The 19,395-nt window shown below is 52.1% G+C and carries 19 protein-coding genes; 7 read left to right on the top strand and 12 right to left on the bottom strand.

The features are described from left to right. Positions 1-59: 59 nt before the first annotated feature. Positions 60-572 (top strand): hypothetical protein, encoded by a 513-nt coding sequence (locus tag ACFVTB_RS13170; protein WP_387749333.1) that lies wholly within the window; start codon positions 60-62, stop codon positions 570-572. A 391-nt stretch (positions 573-963) separates the two neighbouring features. Here the strand turns inward: ACFVTB_RS13170 and ACFVTB_RS13165 are convergent, their stop codons facing one another. Then, entirely contained in the window at positions 964-2,202 is a 1,239-nt protein-coding gene (locus tag ACFVTB_RS13165; protein ID WP_387749330.1) for a DUF445 domain-containing protein, read from the bottom strand. 147 nt (positions 2,203-2,349) lie between these two features. On the opposite strand from ACFVTB_RS13165, the gene ACFVTB_RS13160 reads away from it, so the two are divergent. Next, on the top strand, positions 2,350-3,714 hold the full coding sequence (locus ACFVTB_RS13160) for a TrkH family potassium uptake protein (RefSeq protein ID WP_387749327.1): 1,365 nt from the start codon (positions 2,350-2,352) through the stop codon (positions 3,712-3,714). Between the two features lie 667 nt (positions 3,715-4,381). On the opposite strand, the gene ACFVTB_RS13155 is transcribed toward ACFVTB_RS13160, so the two are convergent. From ACFVTB_RS13155 to ACFVTB_RS13135, 5 genes are read right to left on the bottom strand one after another with little or no spacing between them, the layout of a single operon-like run. After that, entirely contained in the window at positions 4,382-4,984 is a 603-nt protein-coding gene (locus ACFVTB_RS13155; RefSeq protein ID WP_387749325.1) for an ABC transporter ATP-binding protein, read from the bottom strand. Beyond that, positions 4,974-5,915: an ABC transporter ATP-binding protein gene (locus ACFVTB_RS13150; RefSeq protein WP_387749323.1), complete on the bottom strand. Its 942-nt coding sequence runs from the start codon at positions 5,913-5,915 to the stop codon at positions 4,974-4,976. Before ACFVTB_RS13150 ends, ACFVTB_RS13155 begins: the two co-directional genes overlap by 11 nt. Before the next feature lie 24 nt (positions 5,916-5,939). Beyond that, a complete protein-coding gene (locus tag ACFVTB_RS13145) occupies positions 5,940-6,761 on the bottom strand; it encodes an ABC transporter permease (RefSeq protein ID WP_387749412.1) in 822 nt (273 codons plus the stop codon). Between the two features lie 15 nt (positions 6,762-6,776). Further along, positions 6,777-7,766 carry an ABC transporter permease gene (locus ACFVTB_RS13140; RefSeq protein ID WP_387749321.1) on the bottom strand — a complete coding sequence of 330 codons (990 nt, stop codon included), beginning with the start codon at positions 7,764-7,766 and terminating at the stop codon, positions 6,777-6,779. Between the two features lie 28 nt (positions 7,767-7,794). Then, a complete protein-coding gene (locus ACFVTB_RS13135; RefSeq protein ID WP_387749410.1) occupies positions 7,795-9,393 on the bottom strand; it encodes an ABC transporter substrate-binding protein in 1,599 nt (532 codons plus the stop codon). 338 nt (positions 9,394-9,731) lie between these two features. On the opposite strand from ACFVTB_RS13135, the gene ACFVTB_RS13130 reads away from it, so the two are divergent. Both ACFVTB_RS13130 and ACFVTB_RS13125 read left to right on the top strand, forming a co-directional pair. Beyond that, on the top strand, positions 9,732-10,088 hold the full coding sequence (locus tag ACFVTB_RS13130; RefSeq protein WP_387749319.1) for a hypothetical protein: 357 nt from the start codon (positions 9,732-9,734) through the stop codon (positions 10,086-10,088). Continuing rightward, entirely contained in the window at positions 10,076-10,321 is a 246-nt protein-coding gene (locus ACFVTB_RS13125) for a S26 family signal peptidase (protein WP_387749316.1), read from the top strand. The genes ACFVTB_RS13130 and ACFVTB_RS13125 overlap by 13 nt, the downstream gene beginning before the upstream one ends. A gap of 102 nt (positions 10,322-10,423) precedes the next feature. On the opposite strand, the gene nikR is transcribed toward ACFVTB_RS13125, so the two are convergent. The 4 genes from nikR to kduI form a co-directional block, all read right to left on the bottom strand. Continuing rightward, entirely contained in the window at positions 10,424-10,879 is a 456-nt protein-coding gene (gene nikR / locus ACFVTB_RS13120; RefSeq protein ID WP_387749314.1) for a nickel-responsive transcriptional regulator NikR, read from the bottom strand. A 55-nt stretch (positions 10,880-10,934) separates the two neighbouring features. Beyond that, positions 10,935-11,693, bottom strand: a complete 759-nt coding sequence (kduD, locus tag ACFVTB_RS13115) for a 2-dehydro-3-deoxy-D-gluconate 5-dehydrogenase KduD (RefSeq protein ID WP_387749311.1) — start codon at positions 11,691-11,693, stop codon at positions 10,935-10,937. Between the two features lie 67 nt (positions 11,694-11,760). Next, complete coding sequence (locus ACFVTB_RS13110; RefSeq protein ID WP_387749308.1) at positions 11,761-12,516, bottom strand: DeoR/GlpR family DNA-binding transcription regulator; 756 nt, start codon at positions 12,514-12,516, stop codon at positions 11,761-11,763. Then, positions 12,517-13,350, bottom strand: a complete 834-nt coding sequence (gene kduI / locus ACFVTB_RS13105; RefSeq protein ID WP_387749305.1) for a 5-dehydro-4-deoxy-D-glucuronate isomerase — start codon at positions 13,348-13,350, stop codon at positions 12,517-12,519. Between the two features lie 488 nt (positions 13,351-13,838). On the opposite strand from kduI, the gene ACFVTB_RS13100 reads away from it, so the two are divergent. Then, positions 13,839-15,044 carry an aspartate aminotransferase family protein gene (locus ACFVTB_RS13100; RefSeq protein ID WP_387749302.1) on the top strand — a complete coding sequence of 402 codons (1,206 nt, stop codon included), beginning with the start codon at positions 13,839-13,841 and terminating at the stop codon, positions 15,042-15,044. A 241-nt stretch (positions 15,045-15,285) separates the two neighbouring features. Here the strand turns inward: ACFVTB_RS13100 and ACFVTB_RS13095 are convergent, their stop codons facing one another. After that, a complete protein-coding gene (locus ACFVTB_RS13095) occupies positions 15,286-16,320 on the bottom strand; it encodes a YheC/YheD family endospore coat-associated protein (RefSeq protein WP_387749300.1) in 1,035 nt (344 codons plus the stop codon). Positions 16,321-16,541: 221 nt separating this feature from the next. Here ACFVTB_RS13095 and ACFVTB_RS13090 point away from each other — a divergent pair, with 221 nt between their 5' ends. After that, a complete protein-coding gene (locus ACFVTB_RS13090; RefSeq protein WP_387749297.1) occupies positions 16,542-16,787 on the top strand; it encodes a hypothetical protein in 246 nt (81 codons plus the stop codon). Positions 16,788-17,279: 492 nt separating this feature from the next. Here the strand turns inward: ACFVTB_RS13090 and uxaC are convergent, their stop codons facing one another. Beyond that, positions 17,280-18,689: a glucuronate isomerase gene (gene uxaC, locus ACFVTB_RS13085; RefSeq protein WP_387749294.1), complete on the bottom strand. Its 1,410-nt coding sequence runs from the start codon at positions 18,687-18,689 to the stop codon at positions 17,280-17,282. A gap of 244 nt (positions 18,690-18,933) precedes the next feature. Here uxaC and ACFVTB_RS13080 point away from each other — a divergent pair, with 244 nt between their 5' ends. Continuing rightward, positions 18,934-19,326, top strand: coding sequence for an acyl-CoA thioesterase (locus ACFVTB_RS13080; RefSeq protein ID WP_387749291.1), 393 nt, complete (start codon positions 18,934-18,936; stop codon positions 19,324-19,326). Positions 19,327-19,395: the final 69 nt, after the last annotated feature.

Raw genomic sequence — 19,395 nt, 5'->3', positions numbered from 1 at the left:
CGCCGTCGCCGTTTTCAATATAATAGAAATGAAGGAGTGATCTACCTATTAATTCGAAAATGGATTGGACCGCGCTTGCTGCCTACAGTGACGAGAAGCTTGGCAATGCCTGCTTCGCCCCGCTGATCGAGGCGTATAAAGAAGCGCAAAGACGAGGAGAATCTTTTGAAGCGTTATTCGGCAATTGGAGTAAAGGCAAGCAAGCATTGTTTGTTTTTCTGACTTTCGACAAGCATGCCGTAGTCGATGATGCAGAGTACTACTGGCGAACCGCGTACAGCATGGCCCAGCCGCCGAGATGGAATGGATTGCTGAAAGCTCTCCGCTTCTTCGGCGACGAAGAGACGGCTTCTGTTCTGGTTGAGACCGAGCGCGTGCTGGATGCGCGCCAGTATCCGAGAAGTTTGGAGCGTTTTGAGGTCTCGCTTCAAGATCTCGAACGCGATGCCGATCTGCATGCCGAAATCCGCCCCCTTTATCTCCGCTACTGCTCTGCTTCAAGAACGGTGATAAAGAAATCCGCCGATTACATTCGTCTTCACCCTGAGGAATTTATTCCGTCCACTTCCTAATGTGATAATAAAAGGGGATGAAAAGTAAGTTTGATACTTACTTTTCATCCCCTTTGTTGATTTGTTGCAGCCAGCGCCGCTGCGATTGAGCTGTAAGACGAAAAACCGTCTTTCAGCTAGCCACGTCGCCTCTTTTCGGCGCTGTAAGACGAAAAACCGTCTTTCAGCGAACCGGCACGCCTCTTTTGAGCGCTGTAAGACGTAAAACCGTCTTACACGAGGCCGCTTCGCCTCTTTTGAGCGCTGTAAGACGTAAAACCGTCTTACACGAGGCCGCTTCGCCTCTTTTCGGCTCTGTAAGACGAAAAACCGCCTTACAACGGGCCGCGCCACCTCTTTTTGGCGCTGTTAGACGAAAAACCGCCTTACAGCGAACCGCATCGCCTCTTTTTTAGAGCAAACCAAGCACAAGACCGACCGCAAATCCGCATAACGCGCCGTTGACGCGAATCCATTGCAAGTCGTTGCCGATTTTCTCCTCAAGCATCGACACCAGCGCCTTATCGTCCATTTGGTTCAAGTTGTCGCGTACGAGCAGGCCGATGCGGTAATGATTTTTCTCAATCAAACTGACAGCATACTCAAGCAGCGACTTCTCCCACTGACTAATCAGGTCTTCCCGTTCCTTCGCCTGATCAGCGACATAACGAGTTGCCTTCACGATCAACCGGCCGCCGTTCATGCTTTCGGTCTCCAGTCGATCCAGCAGCAGTTGGCGAAGCTCCTCAAGCCGCATGTGAATAAATCTTTCCGTCTCTACGCTTTCCGCGCCGGTTTGAACGACTTGTTTCAGCTTCTCCATGGCTTCCTCATTATCTGGAAGCCGTTCGGCCCAGCCCCTTAACTCGCCAAGCAGCTTCGTCCGGCTCTCGCTGCCCGGCGTACTCAGGTCGCGTATCGCGCCAAGCAGCATATTTTGCACCATCGGCCCCAGCTTCTCCGGACTCATAAAACCGACGAAGGCTTGTACGGCAAAGCCCATAAAGCCTCCTACCCGAAGCTCGTCGAGCTTGCTGTAAGCCAGATTGCCAAGCATCCGCTCGGTTTCTTTTTTAGCCGCCCAGCCCTTTCCATACTCAAGTGCAAAATCCAGCGTCTTCTCGTCCCAGCCGTCATTTGCGAATTTGTCCGTCAGCTTGCGGACGATCGGAGCGAAATCCTGCTTTTGCGCATATTCCGCCAAATAGCGCTGAAGTGATCCGCTAACTTTCTCTAGCGGCAGCCTGTCGATTAGTGTCTGCGCAAATCGGATTAAGCCGACTCGGTTCTTTTTGCGTGCGATTCCCGATATAGCAGCCTTGGCAAGGCCGTTGAACAGCTTTAAATCGAGCAGCTTGCGGCTGATGCTCTCCTTTTTCAGCAGCTCATTTTCCAGCGCTGATACGAGCGCGTTGATGATTTTATTCCGGTTCTTCAGCAGCAGTGAAGTGTGCGGAATTGGTATGCCAAGCGGATGGCGGAACAGCGCAGTCACCGCGAACCAGTCGGCAATCCCGCCGACAAGGCCTGCCTCGAAGCCGCTCTCCAGCAATCTAACCCATCCGACGTCCGGAAGCGCATATTTGGTAACGATAAATCCGGCGCCCATTACAGCAAGCGACAAGGTCGCAACATATCTGGTTCTCATCATCTGGCGTCCTTTCCTGTTCCGGCAGCTGCATCTTTTTATTATGCCGGTTACCTAGTTGCATGTAGCCTAATTATACCAGATAATGAGGGGAAGATTTCAAATGCAGCCGTCGTTCGGTTCAACCGCGTGCTAAAGGAGCCATCGCAAGTGTCACAACCCAAGTTCTCTTTTCCAACTAAACTTTCAAAAATTACGCCGCCGCAAATATTAACGTTCGGCTTTATTGTGCTGATCAGCATCGGTGCCGTTCTGCTCTCTCTTCCCATGGCCAACGCCCCGGGTGCTCATACTACATTCATCGATGCGCTGTTTACGGCAACCTCTGCCGTATGCGTCACCGGACTGGTCGTCGTCGATACAGGCACTCATTTTTCCGGTTTCGGACAGACCGTGATTCTGATGCTGATGCAAATCGGCGGTCTCGGCTTCATGACGATGGCGACGATGATTGCGCTCGCCTTCCGCAAACGCATTTCGCTTCGCGAGCGGCTGCTGCTGCAGGAGTCGCTGAATCAAACGTCGCTGGAAGGCATCGTCCGATTCATTCGCCGGGTACTCGTATACGCATTTGTTATCGAAGCGGCTGGCGCAGCTTTGCTTGCGATTCGCTGGTCACTCGTCATGCCGCTGGATCAAGCGATCTATATGGGCGTTTTCCATAGCGTCTCTATGTTCACCAACGCCGGTTTCGATGTCATGGGCTCCTTGCACGGCCCCTTTTCCAGCTTTGTCGGACATGTCGACGATCCAATCGTCAACTTCGTTGTAATGATGCTCATTTTTCTTGGAGGCATCGGCTTTATCGTACTGGCGGAAGTATGGGACTATCCGAAGCAGCGTAAGCTGTCTCTGCATTCCAAAGTCGTGCTCTCCACCTCCGGCGTGCTGTTCCTCGCTGGGGCGGTACTGATTTTTATTTTTGAATTTACCAACTCGAATACACTAGAGCCGCTCGGACTATCCGGCAAACTATACAGCTCCTTGTTCCAGTCGATTTCGCCGCGTTCGGGCGGCGCCAACACGCTGGACATCGGCGCGATGCGGCATGCGACCCAGTTTCTGCTCGTGCTGCTTATGTTCGTCGGCGCTTCGCCGGGCTCGGCAGGCGGGGGCATTAAAGTAACGACGTTCGCCATTCTCGTCGGTGCTGTCATCGCTATGATTCGCGGCAAGCAGGACGTCGTATTTTTCAAACGGCGCCTCGCTAAAGACCGTGTGCACAAAGCGCTGACCGTCGCCATCATCTCACTAGCGGCCATCCTGCTGTTCACGATGCTGCTTAGTGCCGTCGAGGACGCGGACATTCTGGCGGCATTATTCGAGGTAACTTCTGCCTTCGGCACAACCGGCCTGTCGACGGGACTTACGCCGACGCTTTCCACCATTGGCAAGCTGATCATCATTACGATGATGTTTGTCGGCCGACTGGGGCCGCTGACACTCGCATTCTCTCTCGCCCCGGGCGAGAAAGAACTGTATCGCCATCCGGAAGGCAAGATTATGATTGGGTAAGGAGATCGGGCAAAAGTGTATGCGTCTAGTGAAGTGAAGTCTCCACCGCGACCCTAGCGTAGACCTGCTCGCACTCATACTCGCCGTGTGAAATCGGAGCACTCGGGCTGATACACATAGCTCACATAGCTGTGCGCCCGCTCTACCATGCGTTGCGACTGTGCGAGATCAAATAACGTCCTTTTCGCAGTTATTGACCGCCTATCGTTCCGAAATCAAAGAAATAACTGCAAATTTGCAGTTATTGACCACTTATCTGGGGCAAGCAGTGGGACAGCAGGCCAAATAACGTCCTTTTCGCAGTTATTGACCACCTATCGCTCCGAAACCAAAGAAATAACTGCATATTTGCAGTTATTGATCACTCAACCGGGGCAAGCAGTGGGACAGCAGGCCAAATAACGTCCTTTTCGCAGTTATTGACCGCCTATCGCTCCCAAATCAAAGAAATAACTGCAAATTTGCAGTTATTGTCTTCGCGATCGAGACGCACCTGGAGACGATAAGATAAGTCACTCCGTAGTTATTCACCGCGCAGCCGAGTAACCGGAGAGCGACAAACGACCCGCAGCTGTTCCTCTAAACATACCAACAGCGAGCCACTCGCTCGCCCTCAGATAAAAAAACAAGCCTGTCCGGCCACATGGCCCGACAGGCTTGTTTCCTCTCAACCGCCCCACTCCACAACACGGTCGCACACCCGGTTCAGCAGCGCGCGATCGTGGCTGATGACGAGCAAGCCGAGCTGCCGTTCGCGGGCAATTTGCAGCACGGCTTGCCAAATTTGCGCTTGCGACAGCGCATCCAGCATGGTCGTCATTTCGTCGGCGATGAGGAATTGCGTCCTCGCTCCGAGCGCTCGCGCAATGCAAAAACGCTGCAGCTCGCCGCCCGACAGTTCATCCGGCCGCCTGTCCAACCAATCGCTCGCAATGCCAAGCGCAGCCAACAACGACTCGTCCTTGACTCCGCCCTCGTTCACGACGCGCCGCATCCGCCATCGCGGATTGACCGCCTTCTCCGGATGCTGAAACACCATTTGCACCGGACTGTACCCGCTTGCCGGGAGCGGCCTCCCGCCGCATAATACGGCACCTTCATCTACCATCGCGTTGCCCGCCAGCAGCCTGCCGAGCGTTGTTTTGCCACAGCCGCTCGGACCGGCAAGCCCGACCACTTCGCCTCGTTCTACCGACATAGAGCGTTCCCGAAATGTCCATGCTCCAGATTTCTCATACCGGTAGCCTAATCCCGTTCCCTCAAGTCGCATGGCAGCACCTCGTCGCCCCGCCTCGAACCGCGCGCATCACCGGACGCTCCGTCATGCATGCGTCGGATGCTTCGCCGCAGCGCGGCGCATACAGGCAGCCCGACGGCAAAGCGTCGGGACGCGGCTGCAGCCCCGGAACAGGGACGAAGCCGTTCTCTGGGAGCGCCCTCCACAGCGCTCGGGTATAGGGATGGCGCAGCAAATGACCATCTCCTGCAAAATCGCCCACCGCCGCATGCTCCACCACATGCCCGGCATACAGCACGGCAACCCGGTCGGCGATCCGTAAGGCAAGCTGAATGTCATGCGTGATGAACAGCACCGCGCAGCCAGCATCAGCCAGTTCGCGGAACTGGTTCGCGATCTCTGCAAGCGATACCTCATCCAGCCCCGGCGTCGGCTCGTCCGCGATAATCAGTCTCGCTCCGCTGACAATCGCGCCAAGCGCCAGCACCCGACGGGCCATGCCGCCGGATAGCTGGTGAGGATACAGCCTGGACGCCTCCGCTGGCAAACCGCTTCGCTCGAACGCTTTCCGCTGCATCTCCTCCGCCTGTTTGCTTTCCGCTGCCGCAACCGCCGTACGCACCTGCTTGCCTGCTCTCATTAACGGATCCAAGTAATTCACCGACTGCGGCACGAACGCCATCTCCTTGCCGCGCAGCTGCTGCAGCCGCTTCCTGTCAAGCGGAGCGCCGTCATAATGGATTCGGCCCGACCATTCGGCTTCTTCCGGAAGCAGCCCCATCACTGCATGTGCAAGCAAGCTTTTACCCGAACCGCTGGAGCCGACAACAGCTGCAATTTCACCTGCCTTGACCGCAAGGTCGACCCCATGAAGCACCTTTACCGCTTGCCGTTTAAAAAGTCCCTTCTGCCGATAAAACGATAACGTTAGATTTTCAATGTGCAGCAGCGGCGCTTCTCTCATCCTCCCGATCTCCTTTCCCGCAAGTCAGCCTTTCGTATCTGTCAGCCGTTTCGCCAAACCGCCGAGCGTATCGAATGAGCGTACCACAAGCAGCAAGCAAAGCCCCGGAAAAAAGGCCAGCCACCACATGCCCGTCGACAAGTACCGCATGGACTCGGATAAAATAATGCCGATAGCCGGCTGATGCGGCGACAAGCCAAGCCCGATAAACGTAATGGCTGCTTCATGCAAAATCGCGTGTGGGAACATTAGCAGCATACCTACCAACAGCTGCGGCAGTACCTGCGGCATCATATGCTCCACCGCGATGGCCAAGCGCGACCGTCCCAGCCTTCTAGCTGCCAGCACGTAGTCGGCGGAGCGTATTTGCAGCAATTCGGCGCGCAGCAACCGTGCCAAGCTTGGCCAATGGGTGCAGGCGATGCCAATCACAATTCCTTTTAACCCTCCCCCGCACACAAAGGCTATCAGGATGAGTGTCACCAAATGGGGAACGCTCAAAAACAAATCAATCAGCCAGGTCACGATGCGGTCCGCCGTGCGGCCCATCGTCGCCGCTACGGTGCCAAGCACCGCCGCGATCAGACTGCTGGACGCCGCTCCGAGCAGGCCGACGGCAATGCTGAGCCCAAGCCCTTTTACCGTTCGGGCCAGCATATCCCGGCCAAGCCAATCGGTCCCGAACCAATGCGCTGCCGACGGCGGCAGGTTGCGCGCTTCCAGATGAGTGCTTAGGCCATCAGCCCCGATCAGCCAGCCTCCGGCGACGGCTGCGGCAATACATGCGGCTGCGGCAGCCCCTGCCGACAGCGTCAAAACCGAACGGCGACGAAATGTCGACTGCAGCGTCTCCGTCTTCAATCAAATCGCCTCCTTCGCCTTGACTCGAGGGTCGACAAGCCTGCTCAGCAGATCTGCCGCCAAGTTGCCCGCAAACACAAATATCGCAGTAAACAGTACGATGCCGAGGAGCAGCGGAACGTCGCCGCGCAGACCAGCTTCCACGCTCGCTTGCCCCAAACCGGGATAAGAGAAAACCTGCTCCGCCAGTACCGCCCCTCCGAACAGCTCACCGAATGATGTAAACTGCAGGGTCAGCGCCGGAAGCGCGACATTGCGAAGGCCATGCCGGAAAAAGAGCCGCACTCCCCTTTCACCCCTCGATCGCGCATATAGAATATATTCGCTGTTCAGCACGTCAATCAGTTTCTGCCTCGTATGCAGGGCGATGTTGGATATGCCGATAACGCTAAGCGTCATTGCCGGTAAAGCCATATGGCGAAGCCGGTCAAGCCAGCTTACCTCGTCCGCAAGCATGCCAGCTGGCACGCCCAGTCCGACCGGAAACCAGCCCAACCAGACGGCGAATACGATCAGCAGCAGCAGTCCCATCCAGAAAGCAGGCGTGGAGGATAACGTGTAGCAGTAAGCTTTTACTGCTTGATCAATCCAGCGGCCTTTGTTCATCGCCGCGATGACACCAACGGTGAAGCCAATTACGCCCGACAAAACCCACGATACCGCCATTAAAGCCAGCGAATGCAAAAAACGCTCGCCGATTACGTCCGCAACGGGTTGCCGATAAATGAGGGACATGCCCAAATCGCCTTGGAGCAAGGCAGAGCTCCATTTCAAAAATTGCGTTAACGGCGGATCGTTTAGCCCCCAATACTCAGCAATAATCGTCCTTTGCTCCTGGCTGACCGTCATCATATCGGCTCCGATATACGCCTGTACCGGATCGACCGGCGAATGGCTGACCAGCAGAAAGGACAGCACGCTGATGGCCGCCAATAGCGAAGCAAGCCGCAGCGCCTTAAGTCCCGCCCGAACGATCCAGCTTCCGATCATCTCCATTCCTCCTGTCGCTTCGCTTTATTCATTGCCCGCTTTCAATCTCGATCCATTTCCACTGCTCGATGTTGGAGGTCACCGGCCAGCCGTGGCCGTGCGGGTGAATGTTTTGTATTCCGATACTAAGACCTTCTCTAACCAAATACAGATGATCGAGATTGACCAACCAAGCCCATGGCGCGTCCCCTTGCACGCTAAAACCTGTTTTCCCGTCCCACTGCGCTTTCTTCCACGCTTCCATCGCATCCGCCTCATTCGTGGCGCGCATCGCTTGCTCCATCCATTGATCGGCCGCTTCATTGCGGTAATAGCCGGCGTTATAGTAATCGACGCCACGGTTTTTGCTGTTGTACAGATTGTACATTTCGATCGGATCCTGGCTCCCGAAGCCAAATAGCACCGCATTCGAATACATCAGCTTGCCGATCTCCTCCCAGCTTTTGCTCGACGGCTCCATGCGGATTCCGACAGATTTCACCATATCCGCCGCTGCCAGCGCCAGCGATTGGCGAGTCAAATCGCCTGCCGGATACAGGAGTGTAAAAGCCGCCTTCACACCGTCGCGCTCAACAATGCCGTCGCCGTCACCGTCCTTCCAGCCAGCGGAGGCCAACAGCTCTGCCGCCTTCTCCAGATCCGCATCCTTGAAGACCGATTCCGGGTTCCACCACGGCATTCCGTCGCTGACGGAATAGGCGGGAGTTCCATGGCCATCGAGGACACCGTCGATTAACGCCTGCCGGTCAATCGCATAATTGATCGCTTGTCGGATCGCTAAGTCCGATGTGACGGCATTGCCGATTGGATAGCCGCCCTCCGTCTGCTCCCCTGGAGCGATAAACGGAAACATAATGCCCCGGTTATCAACGGTTTGTGCTGCCTCCAGCTTCATCCCTGCGACGGCTTGCCCGCTAAACGCTGAAGGGATATACGCGACGTCCACCTCACCCGCTTTAGCTGCCGCGAAAGCCGCGTCTTCGCCCAGAAACAGAAAAGTCAGCTTTTTAAAAAACGGCTTTTCGCCGTAGTACAAGTCGTTATAAGTTACAATCGCCTGTTGGCCGCGATCCCATTGTACAAGCTTATACGGTCCCGACCCGATCGGCTTCTGTGCATAGTCAGCACCATAAGCATGCTTAGGTACGATGCCAAGCGAGGCCAGCAGGTTGATGAAGGTCGATTGCGGCTCTTTTAGCGTAAAAACGACCCTATCCGGCTGGGGCGCATCAATTTGCGACACATTGGTTACGTCAACGATTGAGCCTCCTCTGGCTGCTTGCTCGAACGTAAACTTCACATCGTCGGACGTAAGCGAAAATCCGTCAGAAAACTTTACATCCGACTTTAGATCGACGGTCCATGTCCTCCCGTCCTCCGACACCTCATAACTGCTAGCCAAATCTGCCTCAATCGCCATGTCTGCGCCCCGCTTCAACAGCGTGCTTTGAAACAGCGGCGAACCGTATCGTCCCCAGCCTGTCGTCGGGTCAAATCCGCCATCCGGCTCGGCTCCGACGGCTAGCAGCAGCTCTTCCTTCGGCCCGCCCGCTCCGGCCGGTTCCGCCGCCGGCTTGCTCGCACAACCCGTAAGGAGCAGTGCAACCATCGCTGTCAGCATGATCATTTTTTTCCGTAAACCACGTTTCCGCCCTTTAATCCTCATCGATTTATCCCCTTTTCTCCCTGCTTCCATCCACTCTAGCAATGCTAGATTATGTATCCCGTGTCACGTTTAATCAGAATTGTAGCACAGAGCGGAACGAATATCATTACTTTTTTGCCAATTTTGATTAATTAATGATAATAAACCTTACATGACTATTTTCATTGGAAGGGAGAGAAGCGAGCATAAATAATGGAAATTATTAGATATAAAATGGGGTTTGCGGCAGAAATCGAGCTTTGAGCACTGATTTAAAGGTAGAGCCAAACTATTAAATATCGGGAGGAGTGCAGCCGTCGATGAAACGAAAAAAGGTTTTTGTTTCGCTATGCGCGATAACACTGTTCGTTGTTCTATGGGGATTGGCAAACACATTTGATAGCCAGCCGACTCTCAAAGACGAAACGACCGTTTACAAGCTGCCGGTTGTAGCCAAATTGAAAGAGGATCAGCAGATTTATCAAATGAATTCGGACGGGATGCTCAGAGACAGTCAGTACAGTGTTCATGTTAAGCTTGTTGTCGAAGCTGTCGCTGCTCCATTTTCGGAAGCTGTCAAGAGAGGAGATGTCGTCGTTTATGCAACCGGGTCGGAAACGTTGCCGCTGATGTGGCGCGTGTCATCGGGCTGCCTGGAGAAACCGTGCATATCATAAACAGCCGCATTTATATCAACGGGAAGAAGCTCGACACTTTCTACGGCAGCGAGTCTTCTGCAATGGGCGGCTATAAAGCGGTGGAGAAAGTTAAAAATAGAGCAACCCGTCTTGGTGAAAATGAGTATTTTCTTCTTGGAGATGTTTGGTGGAGAAGCTTTTACAGCAGCCTGGTCGAGGGACCGTTTTCAGGTGAGGCGATCAAAAGCAAGGTCGTTGGAACGATGAATTAATCAATTAAAAAAGCTTCCTTTCAGAAAATAGCTGTCGGGGACCTGCCCCGGCGAGCTCTTACTAAAAGGAAGCTTTTAAGCATATTGTTTGTCTGGTTCATGCTATGGATGATGATGATGCGCCGTTCCATCCTCCGAATGCTCTTCCGCAAACGTAACGGACAGCTCGGCATAGGTGACGCCCTTCTGCACTTGAATTTGCTGATGAAGCTTGCGCAGGCCGGCCAGCTTGCCGCGAACCGCAATAACCTCGAGGCATTGGCTGTGATTCAAATGGACGTGCATATTCGAAATAATATCATGATGGCATTGATGCTGAAGCTCCATCAGCACAAGCGGCAGCTCGCTGGCATGGTGATCATAGACAAGCACGATGGTGCCGGCTACAAGCTGATCGGACTGCAGCTTCGACGGTTCAAGCAGCGCCCGCCGCGCCAAATCGCGAAATGCCTCCGAGCGATTCGTATAGCCTTGCTCCGCAATATAGTGATCGAACTGTTCAAGCAGAGGACCGGGAAAAGATACGCCGAACCTCGTCAATTCTTCTTTTTCGGACATTGGACCGCCACCTCGGCTTTCACCGTATGTATGATGTCCAAAGTTTACCATACAACTACCGGTTCATCCAGCCGCCGTCCACGCACAGCACATGTCCGGACATATAGTCGGACGCTTGCGAAGCAAGAAACACAGCCGGACCAATTAAGTCCTCGCTCGTCCCCCAACGACCAGCCGGAATCCGTTCGAGAATTTGCCGGCTGCGTACCGGATCGTCACGCAACGCTTCGGTATTGTCCGTCGACATGTAACCGGGAGCAATAGCGTTTACCTGCACTCCTTTGGACGCCCACTCGTTGCCGAGCGCTTTCGTCAGTCCCGCCACCGCATGCTTGCTGGCCGTGTAGCCTGGCACGTTGATGCCGCCTTGGAAACTAAGCATAGAAGCAATATTGATGATTTTGCCGGACCCTTGCGCAATCATCTCCTTGCCCGCCAGCTGGCAAAGAACGAAAACCGAATTGAGATTGACGTCCAACACATCCTGCCAATCCTCATAGCTGTGCTCTACCGCAGGCGCACGGCGAATAATGCCCGCATTGTTGACAAGAATATCGATGCGGCCGAAAGCCTCTATCGTTTGCTCCACGATGCCGGGAAGCGTCGAACGGTCCGATACATTTGCCTGAATAGAGATCGCCCGGCGTCCCAGCGCTTCGATCTCCGCTGCTACTTTCTCGGCAGGCGTGCTGTTCGTGACGAGAGCTACGTCCGCGCCGGCTTGTGCAAGGCCGATCGCGACGGCGGAACCAAGTCCCCGTCCCGCCCCTGTTACGATAGCCGTTTTGCCCGTAAGATCAAAATAGTTGGTCATGGTGCACCGATCCTTTCTATTTAAAAGCAGAATCCCCTAGATACGGAGACGGTCGCCGCCTGGCCTTCTAAGCCTTCATAATTCGTACGCCTTGCTCCTCGTATTTGCGCACGGTATCGGGGCTGACCCCGCTATCCGTAATGATGCAGTGCACCGCTGTCAACTCGGTGAAAGTCAGCAACGCGCCTTTGTCGAATTTGTGATGATCGGCCACGCAATAAATATGCTTCGCGCAATCGATATAAACTTGCTTCAGCTTGGCCAATTCTTCGGTAAAAATCGTCAAGCCGTATTCCATATGAATTCCCGTAGTCGACAAAAACAGCTTATGAATGTTCAGCTTCTTAATCCATTCATGCCATTCGTTGCCGATTAGCAGATTGTGATAACGATAGCCTCCTGGCACAACGAGCCGAATTTGATCCTTGGCCGTCAATTCACGAATGATCAGCAGGTCATTGGTCAGCACCGTAAGCGGCATATTTTTCATTCGCTTCGCCATTTCCAATGTTGTGCTTCCCGCGTCCAGCGCGATAATATCATTGGGTTCGATGACGGACAGAGCGAGCTCAGCTATCTCGCCCTTTTCCTTCAAATGCTTCGTATTCGGGAACTGCAGCGGCAGCATGCTATTCTCGCCATCTTGCAGCAGGACGGCTCCGCCGTGAATCCGTTTGAGCAGTCCCTTCTCCTCCAGTTTCTCCAAGTCCTCGCGAACCGTTTTCTCGGTCACTTGAAATTGCTGGCTTAGCTCGGATACTTTTACGCTTCCTTTGTCCTCGAGCTGTTTAATAATTTGACGATGGCGTTCGGCTGCTAGCATCTATTTCAACGCATCCATTCTGACGGCGTCCATATCCGTGAAAGTATAGTTTTCGCCGGCCATCGCCCAGCAGAATGTATAGCTGCTTGTTCCCGCTCCCGAGTGAATCGACCATGGCGGGGACAGGATCGCTTGCTCGTTTGCTACAACCAAATGGCGCGTCTCGGACGGCTCGCCCATCATATGAAATACGCGTGCATCGGCCTTCAAATCGAAGTAGAGATAGGCTTCCATGCGGCGGTCATGGACGTGAGCCGGCATCGTATTCCAAATGCTTCCTGCCTTCAAGCTGGTAACGCCGAGCATCAGCTGACAGCTTTGAATGCCGTCCGCGTGGATATACTTGTAGAGAATACGCTCGTTGGACGTTTCCTGAGAGCCGAGATGCGACGGATTCGCTTCTTCGACCGTCATTTTGCGCGTTTCCAGCTCTTTATGCGCCGGCGTGGAGCAGAAATAAACTTTGGCCGGTTGCGACTGCTCTTTGCTCGCGATAGAAATATCTCGCTTACCTTTGCCGACATAAAGCACCTCAAGCCGGTTCAATTCGTAAACTTCGCCATCTACCGTTATAACAGCCGTACCTTCGGAGATATTGAGAAAACCGATTTCGCGGCGCTCCAGGAAATAGTCCGTTTTCAGCGTATCCGCCGCTTCCAGCTTCAAGCTCTCCAGAACGGGGGCTGCTCCGCCTACGACCATCCGGTCGTAATGGCTGTAAGTCATTTGAATTCGGTCTTGCTCGAATAAGCTTTCAATGAGAAAATCTTTTCTAAGACGTTCCGTTGTATAATGTTTAAAATCTTCGGGGTTTGTCGCGTGACGCACTTCCATGGCCGGTAGCCTCCCAAATGAATGTAATGTTCGTTTTTGTTTGTTTATATAATAACACACATTTACAAACATAAAAAGACGTTTGTTTTTAGATGGACATGCGTTTTTTTGTTATGCCGGTTATTTCTGTAGGATCTGCTGACTCATATACCTCTTCTTACTCTTCTCAGGCCACAGGTCTTCCTGCCCCAAGCTTGCTCTTTTCCTCAGTTTGTTCTTATTCTTTGCTTCGGCTTGACCTCGCCTTTCAGCCGCTCTACTCTACTTCACTCTACTCATCAGTTTATCCTTGCCAACCATTCCCTACTTTTATCCAGTATGTCCTCTGATCAGAATATCTCTATCTCAAAACTGCCGAAGTTCGTCCTTCCACCTTACTCTTCCTTAACACAAAAATTATTTTTCACTTGGAGGCATTTGGTGGGTTGTATTTTTATGAGTATGACTGTATATTTATTCAATAAGCTTGTGGATGGGGGTTAACGAAGATGATGAACGCTTTACACACTGAGACGCCGGAACTGCTTGCAAGCGCGGAGAAAAGCTTGCTGTTTACCGCAAAGCGTCCCGCTGTCGTGATGGAAAAAGGGGCCGGTGTGCAGTTATGGGATACCGACGGCAAACGATATTTGGATTTCAACGGCGGCTGGGCCGTTACCTCTTTGGGACACTCTCCCTCGGCGCTTCGCGAAGCACTCGTTCGTCAGTCTGAGGAGCTCGTCATCGCCAGCCCGGCCTTCTATAATAAACCGATGATCGAATTTGCCGATTACTTAACGGAAATTTCGGGGATGGATAAAGTCTTTTTCGCCAACAGCGGGGCTGAAGCAAACGAAAGCGCCATAAAACTGGCCCGCAAGCATGGTGCGGTCAATTTGAATGGCGCGTACGAAATTATTACACTCACGAACAGCTTCCACGGCAGAACGCTGGCGACGATGTCAGCTACCGGAAAACCACAGTTCAAGCCGTTGTTCGAGCCAAAAGCAGGCGGTTTCAAGCATGTGCCCATTAACGATTTCGATGCCTGCTTCGCCGCAATTAACGATAAAACTTGTGCCATCATGCTGGAGCTCGTGCAGGGAGAAGGCGGCGTTTATGCCGTCGACGGACCGTATTTGCAGGCGATTCGCAAAGCTTGCGACGTCTATGGCATTCTGCTTATTTTTGACGAGGTGCAGACCGGCCTTGGCCGCACCGGCAAGCTTTTTGCTCACCAGCACTACGGCATAGAGCCTGATATCATGACGCTGGCAAAAGGAATCGGCGGCGGTTTCCCGCTCTCGGCTATGCTGACCAAAAGCAAATTTGATTTATTCGAGCCTGGCGAACAAGGAAGCACCTATGGCGGAGCCCCGCTTGCCATGGCTTGCGGCCTTGCCGTCGTAAAGGAAATCGTCAAGCTTGGCTTATCCGAGAATGCAGCGGTTATGGGCGCCTATTTAAGCAATGGACTTAAACAGCTTTCGCAGACGCATCCGATCCGCCATGTTCGCGGCAAAGGCTTGCTGCTCGCATTTGACGTGCCGGACGGCAAAGCTCCCGCCATCGCAGCATCCTGCATGGAGCTAGGACTCCTCCTTCACGCTCCTAGACCAACAACTATTCGACTAACCCCGCCGCTCATCGTTAAGCAGCAGGATATCGACGAAATGCTCGCCCTGCTGGCGAGAGCTTTTGAGATGAACGTTTGATTGCATGAATTGCGCTTAGCAGGCGTTGCTCGCGCTTCACTCTTGACCAATATGGCGTATAAAAAAGAAACCTGCCAGCAGCGGCAGGTTTCTTTTTCGATGCTATTCATAAGTGTTAGTGTTCACACGACACAAACAATGATGCAGGCGGAACTGCTCCACGGTTTACGAGTGTCGAGGATTACAACAAAGGCATGTAACCATGCCAAGCCTGTAACCATATAATGGCGATTAGGAATGCTCAGTGCGTGCATAAATAGCGAGCATATTGCAGCGGCCGCTTATAAACCTCATTCTGGTTGAGGAGTTCACTATATAAACTTTTTTGCGGCTGACCGTTTAATTCAATGATCCAAATCTGTTCGTTATTGTCTAACGTAAAATCTACACTGAACTCTCCAAGATGGTAGCTGGTATTTGAATCTAGTATTTCAGCCGCCTTTAAACTTATATCGTCAATAGAACATAGAATTGCCTCAACGGTATCCTGCGGGTACAAATGATTAAAGATATCTATCGATAAACAAACCTTTTCACAGATACTTGTATTGTAGCTGCCTTCATAAGCAATTCGGCTAATGATATTCGTTACTTTCCACAAGCCTTTTTCATTTTTTTGTACGAGAGCCCGGATATCAAAGTTTTGTTCGTTTATTTGCAAGGCTTCCACGCCTTCTTGAATGATATAAGGAGTTGTACCGATCAGCTTTTGAATATAGTTTTGAAATTGAGACGAATCTCTTGCTATTATTTTGGGCGAGAAATAATGATGACAAATGTGAATCTCCCCTGATTCTTTCAACTCTACGCGATAAACCCCTTTCCCTTTATTCCCATAGCAAGGTTTAAGGTATAGGATTTTATGATCTTTCAACATTTGGACTGCTTTCTCTTTTTCATAGGCAACCGTTTCCGGTAAATAGTCAACGAGCAAGTCACTTAAACGATTATAAATCTCAATTTTACTAAACCGATTGATATGGTTGAAGCATTTATCTTTTCCAATTACGGCCCCCAAACGTTTAATAATCTCTTTATTCGTGTCGTAACAGCGATTGTATACAACATGAGGGAAAGGAAACTTGCCCGGCACCCATCTTCCTTTTGAAAAATGAAGTCCAATCACGCTCTTTGTCTTCCAATTTATGGACGACGGTGTGAAGCAAATGACTTTCATCTTGGCCGCTGCATTGTGTTGAAGATATTGCTTAAGCACATTCTTCCTTTGAATACGGTTGGCAACTAGGATGCCTACCAAACCGTTTTTATAGTTCATTGTATGCCTCCAATATTAGTAAAGAGAATCGTAATAATAGAGTATGTATCTGGAATGGAAACGTATGGACAACAATACAACTAAAAAATATTTTTATCATAGACAGTTGCACTCATTGCTATCACTAGGAATAACATGGGTTGAAATACAACAGGAATGAGTGGTCATAGTGTTTAACCATACAAAATACTAATGACCCTCAGTCCATAAAAAAGGAGTGTATGCAAAGATGGGTAGATTACCGGGCCCTCCTGGACCTCCTGGTCCGCAAGGACCACAAGGTCCTCAAGGCCCGCAGGGGCCACAAGGTCCTCAAGGAGTTTGTCCTCCATGTCCTCCAGGTCAACAAGGTCCTGCCGGTCCACAAGGCCCCGAAGGACCGCAAGGTCCTCAAGGTCCACAAGGTCCTCAAGGCCCTCAAGGTCCTGCTGCAGCAGTTTCATTTGCATTTCTGTGCAGCACTGTAGATCAAACTGTTGAAGCAGCGCCGACTCCAGGCGGGCAAGGCGGGGCTGTCACCTTTAACAATTCTTTGATCAATTCAACTGCACTTTCTTTCACTGCACCGTCTACAATAAATGTTTTAGAAACGGGGTTCTACAACATCAGCTGGGAAGTTTTCCCTACTGCAGGGAACTCCGCATTTGGGTTGTTCTTTGATCCGGATGGTAACGGACCTACTGCAGCTTCTTTGGTTCCTTGCAGCAACTATGGTTCAGGGGCCGGAAACAACCCTTATCAAGGTCAAGTTGTAGCACAATTAACAGCCGGCGGTACGCTAACCTTAAACCGGGTTGATAATATGGGGGCTCAAACCTTGCAAGCAAGCATTGGCGGAGGGACTCCTACAGTTAGTGCGTCAATTGTTATTGAAAAATTAGGATAAAATAAGATAGCATGGCTGCCTCAAAAGATCTTAGAATCTTTAGGGCAGCCATGCTATTTATTGTTGAACCCACTTAAAACTGAAAGTAATGCTTCGCATTATAGTAAGACACGTTGCGGACGATTTCTGCAAGGTGCTCCTCGTCATCGGGCAGTTCGCCCGCTTCCACCCACTCGCCAATCAAATTGCATAGAATGCGGCGGAAATATTCATGCCGCGTATACGAGAGGAAGCTGCGCGAATCGGTGAGCATGCCGACGAAACGGCCGAGCAGGCCGAAGTTGGCCAGCGTCTTCATTTGCGCCACCATTCCGTCTCTCGTATCGTTGAACCACCAAGCGGAGCCGAGTTGAATTTTGCCTGGTATGCCGTCGCCTTGGAAGCTGCCGATGATTGAGGCTAGCACTTCATTATCCCTGGCGTTCAGCGAATAAAGGATGGTGCGCGGCAGCTTGTCCGCAGACGCGAGCGCGTCCAGCAGCCTAACGAGCGGGCCGGCGACGAGGCCGTCACCGATCGAATCATGGCCGATATCCGGGCCAAGCTTCGCGAACGAAGCCGAATGATTGTTGCGGTGCGCGTTAATATGCAGCTGCATCGCCCAGTCGTGCTCAGCGTACAGCCTGCCTAGAAATACAAGCGTATACGTTTTATACTGCATTTCCTCCTCAAGCGTCACCGAGCCTCCGGCAAGCGCTTTGGCGAAAATAGCAGCGGCCTCCTCTTTTGTTGCTTTCGCATAAGGAACGTAGTCGAGCGCGTGGTCGGATACGAGACAGCCAGCTTCATGGAAAAAGCGCACTCTCGCTTCCAGCGCTTGCAACAGCGCATCATAACTATCAACGGCATTCCCAACGGCTTCCTCCAGCTGCGCCAGCCACGGCAAGAACGTCGCACGGCTAATTTCTAGTGCTTTATCCGGGCGGAATGAAGGCAGAACCGACACATTGAAGTCGGGCAATTCTTTTATTTTCAAATGGTATTCAAGCGAATCGGCAGGGTCGTCGGTCGTGCAAATCACTTCGACCTTCGATTTTACGATCAAATCGCGAGCCCGGAAGCCCTCTCCAGCCAGCTGCCCGTTTACTTTATCCCAGATAGCAGGCGCATTTTTCTCGTTCAGCACCTCCGTCACGCCAAAGTAACGGAGAAGCTCCAAATGCGACCAATGATACAGCGGATTGCCGATCGCCTGCGGTACTGTCGCAGCATAAGCAGTGAAACGATCATAATCAGATGCTCCCTCGCCGCCAGTCACATACCGCTCCTCCACGCCGTTCGCCCGCATTGCACGCCATTTGTAATGATCGCCGTACAGCCACGCTTCGGTTAAATTGGAAAAACGGATATTATCATAAATTTGCTCTGGGCTGAGATGGCAATGATAGTCGATAATCGGCAGCTCTTTTGCATGATTGTGGTATAAATGAATTGCCGTTTCGTTCGTTAAAAGAAAGTTGTCGTCCATAAACGCTTTGGCCATTTCGCTGCTTCCCTCCATTGACTCCTCGCGCTTCGCAAGAGCCGCTAAATTGCTTTGTCTCTATACGGTACCATTACTCCCGCTCCGCCTCAATACCGGGCGCTTGACTGAAAATGTTCATTTTCGGCCTCCATTTGCCTGTAAATCGCTCAGTTTCTCCAAGGCGCTAACGATGATATAATGAACGTCAATAGACGGCTTATTCCAGTCGACGAAACGGCTTTCGGCAGAAAGAGGAATTGAGATGAAAACGGAATTGCAGCTCATCGTCCGTCCAACGGAGATTGATGTAAACGGTCATGTGAACAACGCAAAATATTTGGAGTATTTAGAGTGGGGCCGCGAAGAATGGTATGAAGCTCATCAGCTTCATTACGACACGCTGCGGGAGATGGGCGTGCAGACGGTGACGGTCAACATTAACATCAGCTATCGGCGCGAATGTGTGCAAGGAGACCGGCTGACGGTGACGACAGCGCCAAAATCGGTCGGCAACAGCAGCTACGTGCTAGAGCAGCTTATACATAACGAGCGGGGCGAGCTATGCACCGAAGCGCTCGTTACGAGCGTTGCCATGGACCCGGCGACGCGAAAAAGCCGTGCGGTGCCGGACGAGCTGCGTCGTATTTTCGGCTAATGCAAGAAGCACTAAAAAAAGCTTTTCAAGACGAGCCGCGCGGGCGGACCGTTTCAGAAAGCTTTTTTG

This window comes from Paenibacillus sp. NPDC058071 (assembly GCF_042885235.1).
Classification (GTDB): domain Bacteria; phylum Bacillota; class Bacilli; order Paenibacillales; family Paenibacillaceae; genus Pristimantibacillus.
This window is presented reverse-complemented; position numbering and strand designations above follow the sequence as displayed.

Excerpts from the sequence above, each read along its gene's own strand:
- ACFVTB_RS13170 (WP_387749333.1), top strand. The coding sequence starts at position 60 with ATGGATTGGACCGCGCTTGCTGCCTACAGTGACGAGAAGCTTGGCAAT.
- ACFVTB_RS13165 (WP_387749330.1), bottom strand. The coding sequence starts at position 2,202 with ATGATGAGAACCAGATATGTTGCGACCTTGTCGCTTGCTGTAATGGGC.
- ACFVTB_RS13155 (WP_387749325.1), bottom strand. The coding sequence starts at position 4,984 with ATGCGACTTGAGGGAACGGGATTAGGCTACCGGTATGAGAAATCTGGA.
- ACFVTB_RS13150 (WP_387749323.1), bottom strand. The coding sequence starts at position 5,915 with ATGAGAGAAGCGCCGCTGCTGCACATTGAAAATCTAACGTTATCGTTT.
- ACFVTB_RS13140 (WP_387749321.1), bottom strand. The coding sequence starts at position 7,766 with ATGATCGGAAGCTGGATCGTTCGGGCGGGACTTAAGGCGCTGCGGCTT.
- ACFVTB_RS13135 (WP_387749410.1), bottom strand. The coding sequence starts at position 9,393 with ATGATCATGCTGACAGCGATGGTTGCACTGCTCCTTACGGGTTGTGCG.
- ACFVTB_RS13130 (WP_387749319.1), top strand. The coding sequence starts at position 9,732 with ATGAAACGAAAAAAGGTTTTTGTTTCGCTATGCGCGATAACACTGTTC.
- nikR (WP_387749314.1), bottom strand. The coding sequence starts at position 10,879 with ATGTCCGAAAAAGAAGAATTGACGAGGTTCGGCGTATCTTTTCCCGGT.
- kduD (WP_387749311.1), bottom strand. The coding sequence starts at position 11,693 with ATGACCAACTATTTTGATCTTACGGGCAAAACGGCTATCGTAACAGGG.
- ACFVTB_RS13110 (WP_387749308.1), bottom strand. The coding sequence starts at position 12,516 with ATGCTAGCAGCCGAACGCCATCGTCAAATTATTAAACAGCTCGAGGAC.
- kduI (WP_387749305.1), bottom strand. The coding sequence starts at position 13,350 with ATGGAAGTGCGTCACGCGACAAACCCCGAAGATTTTAAACATTATACA.
- ACFVTB_RS13100 (WP_387749302.1), top strand. The coding sequence starts at position 13,839 with ATGATGAACGCTTTACACACTGAGACGCCGGAACTGCTTGCAAGCGCG.
- ACFVTB_RS13095 (WP_387749300.1), bottom strand. The coding sequence starts at position 16,320 with ATGAACTATAAAAACGGTTTGGTAGGCATCCTAGTTGCCAACCGTATT.
- ACFVTB_RS13090 (WP_387749297.1), top strand. The coding sequence starts at position 16,542 with ATGCAAAGATGGGTAGATTACCGGGCCCTCCTGGACCTCCTGGTCCGC.
- uxaC (WP_387749294.1), bottom strand. The coding sequence starts at position 18,689 with ATGGCCAAAGCGTTTATGGACGACAACTTTCTTTTAACGAACGAAACG.
- ACFVTB_RS13080 (WP_387749291.1), top strand. The coding sequence starts at position 18,934 with ATGAAAACGGAATTGCAGCTCATCGTCCGTCCAACGGAGATTGATGTA.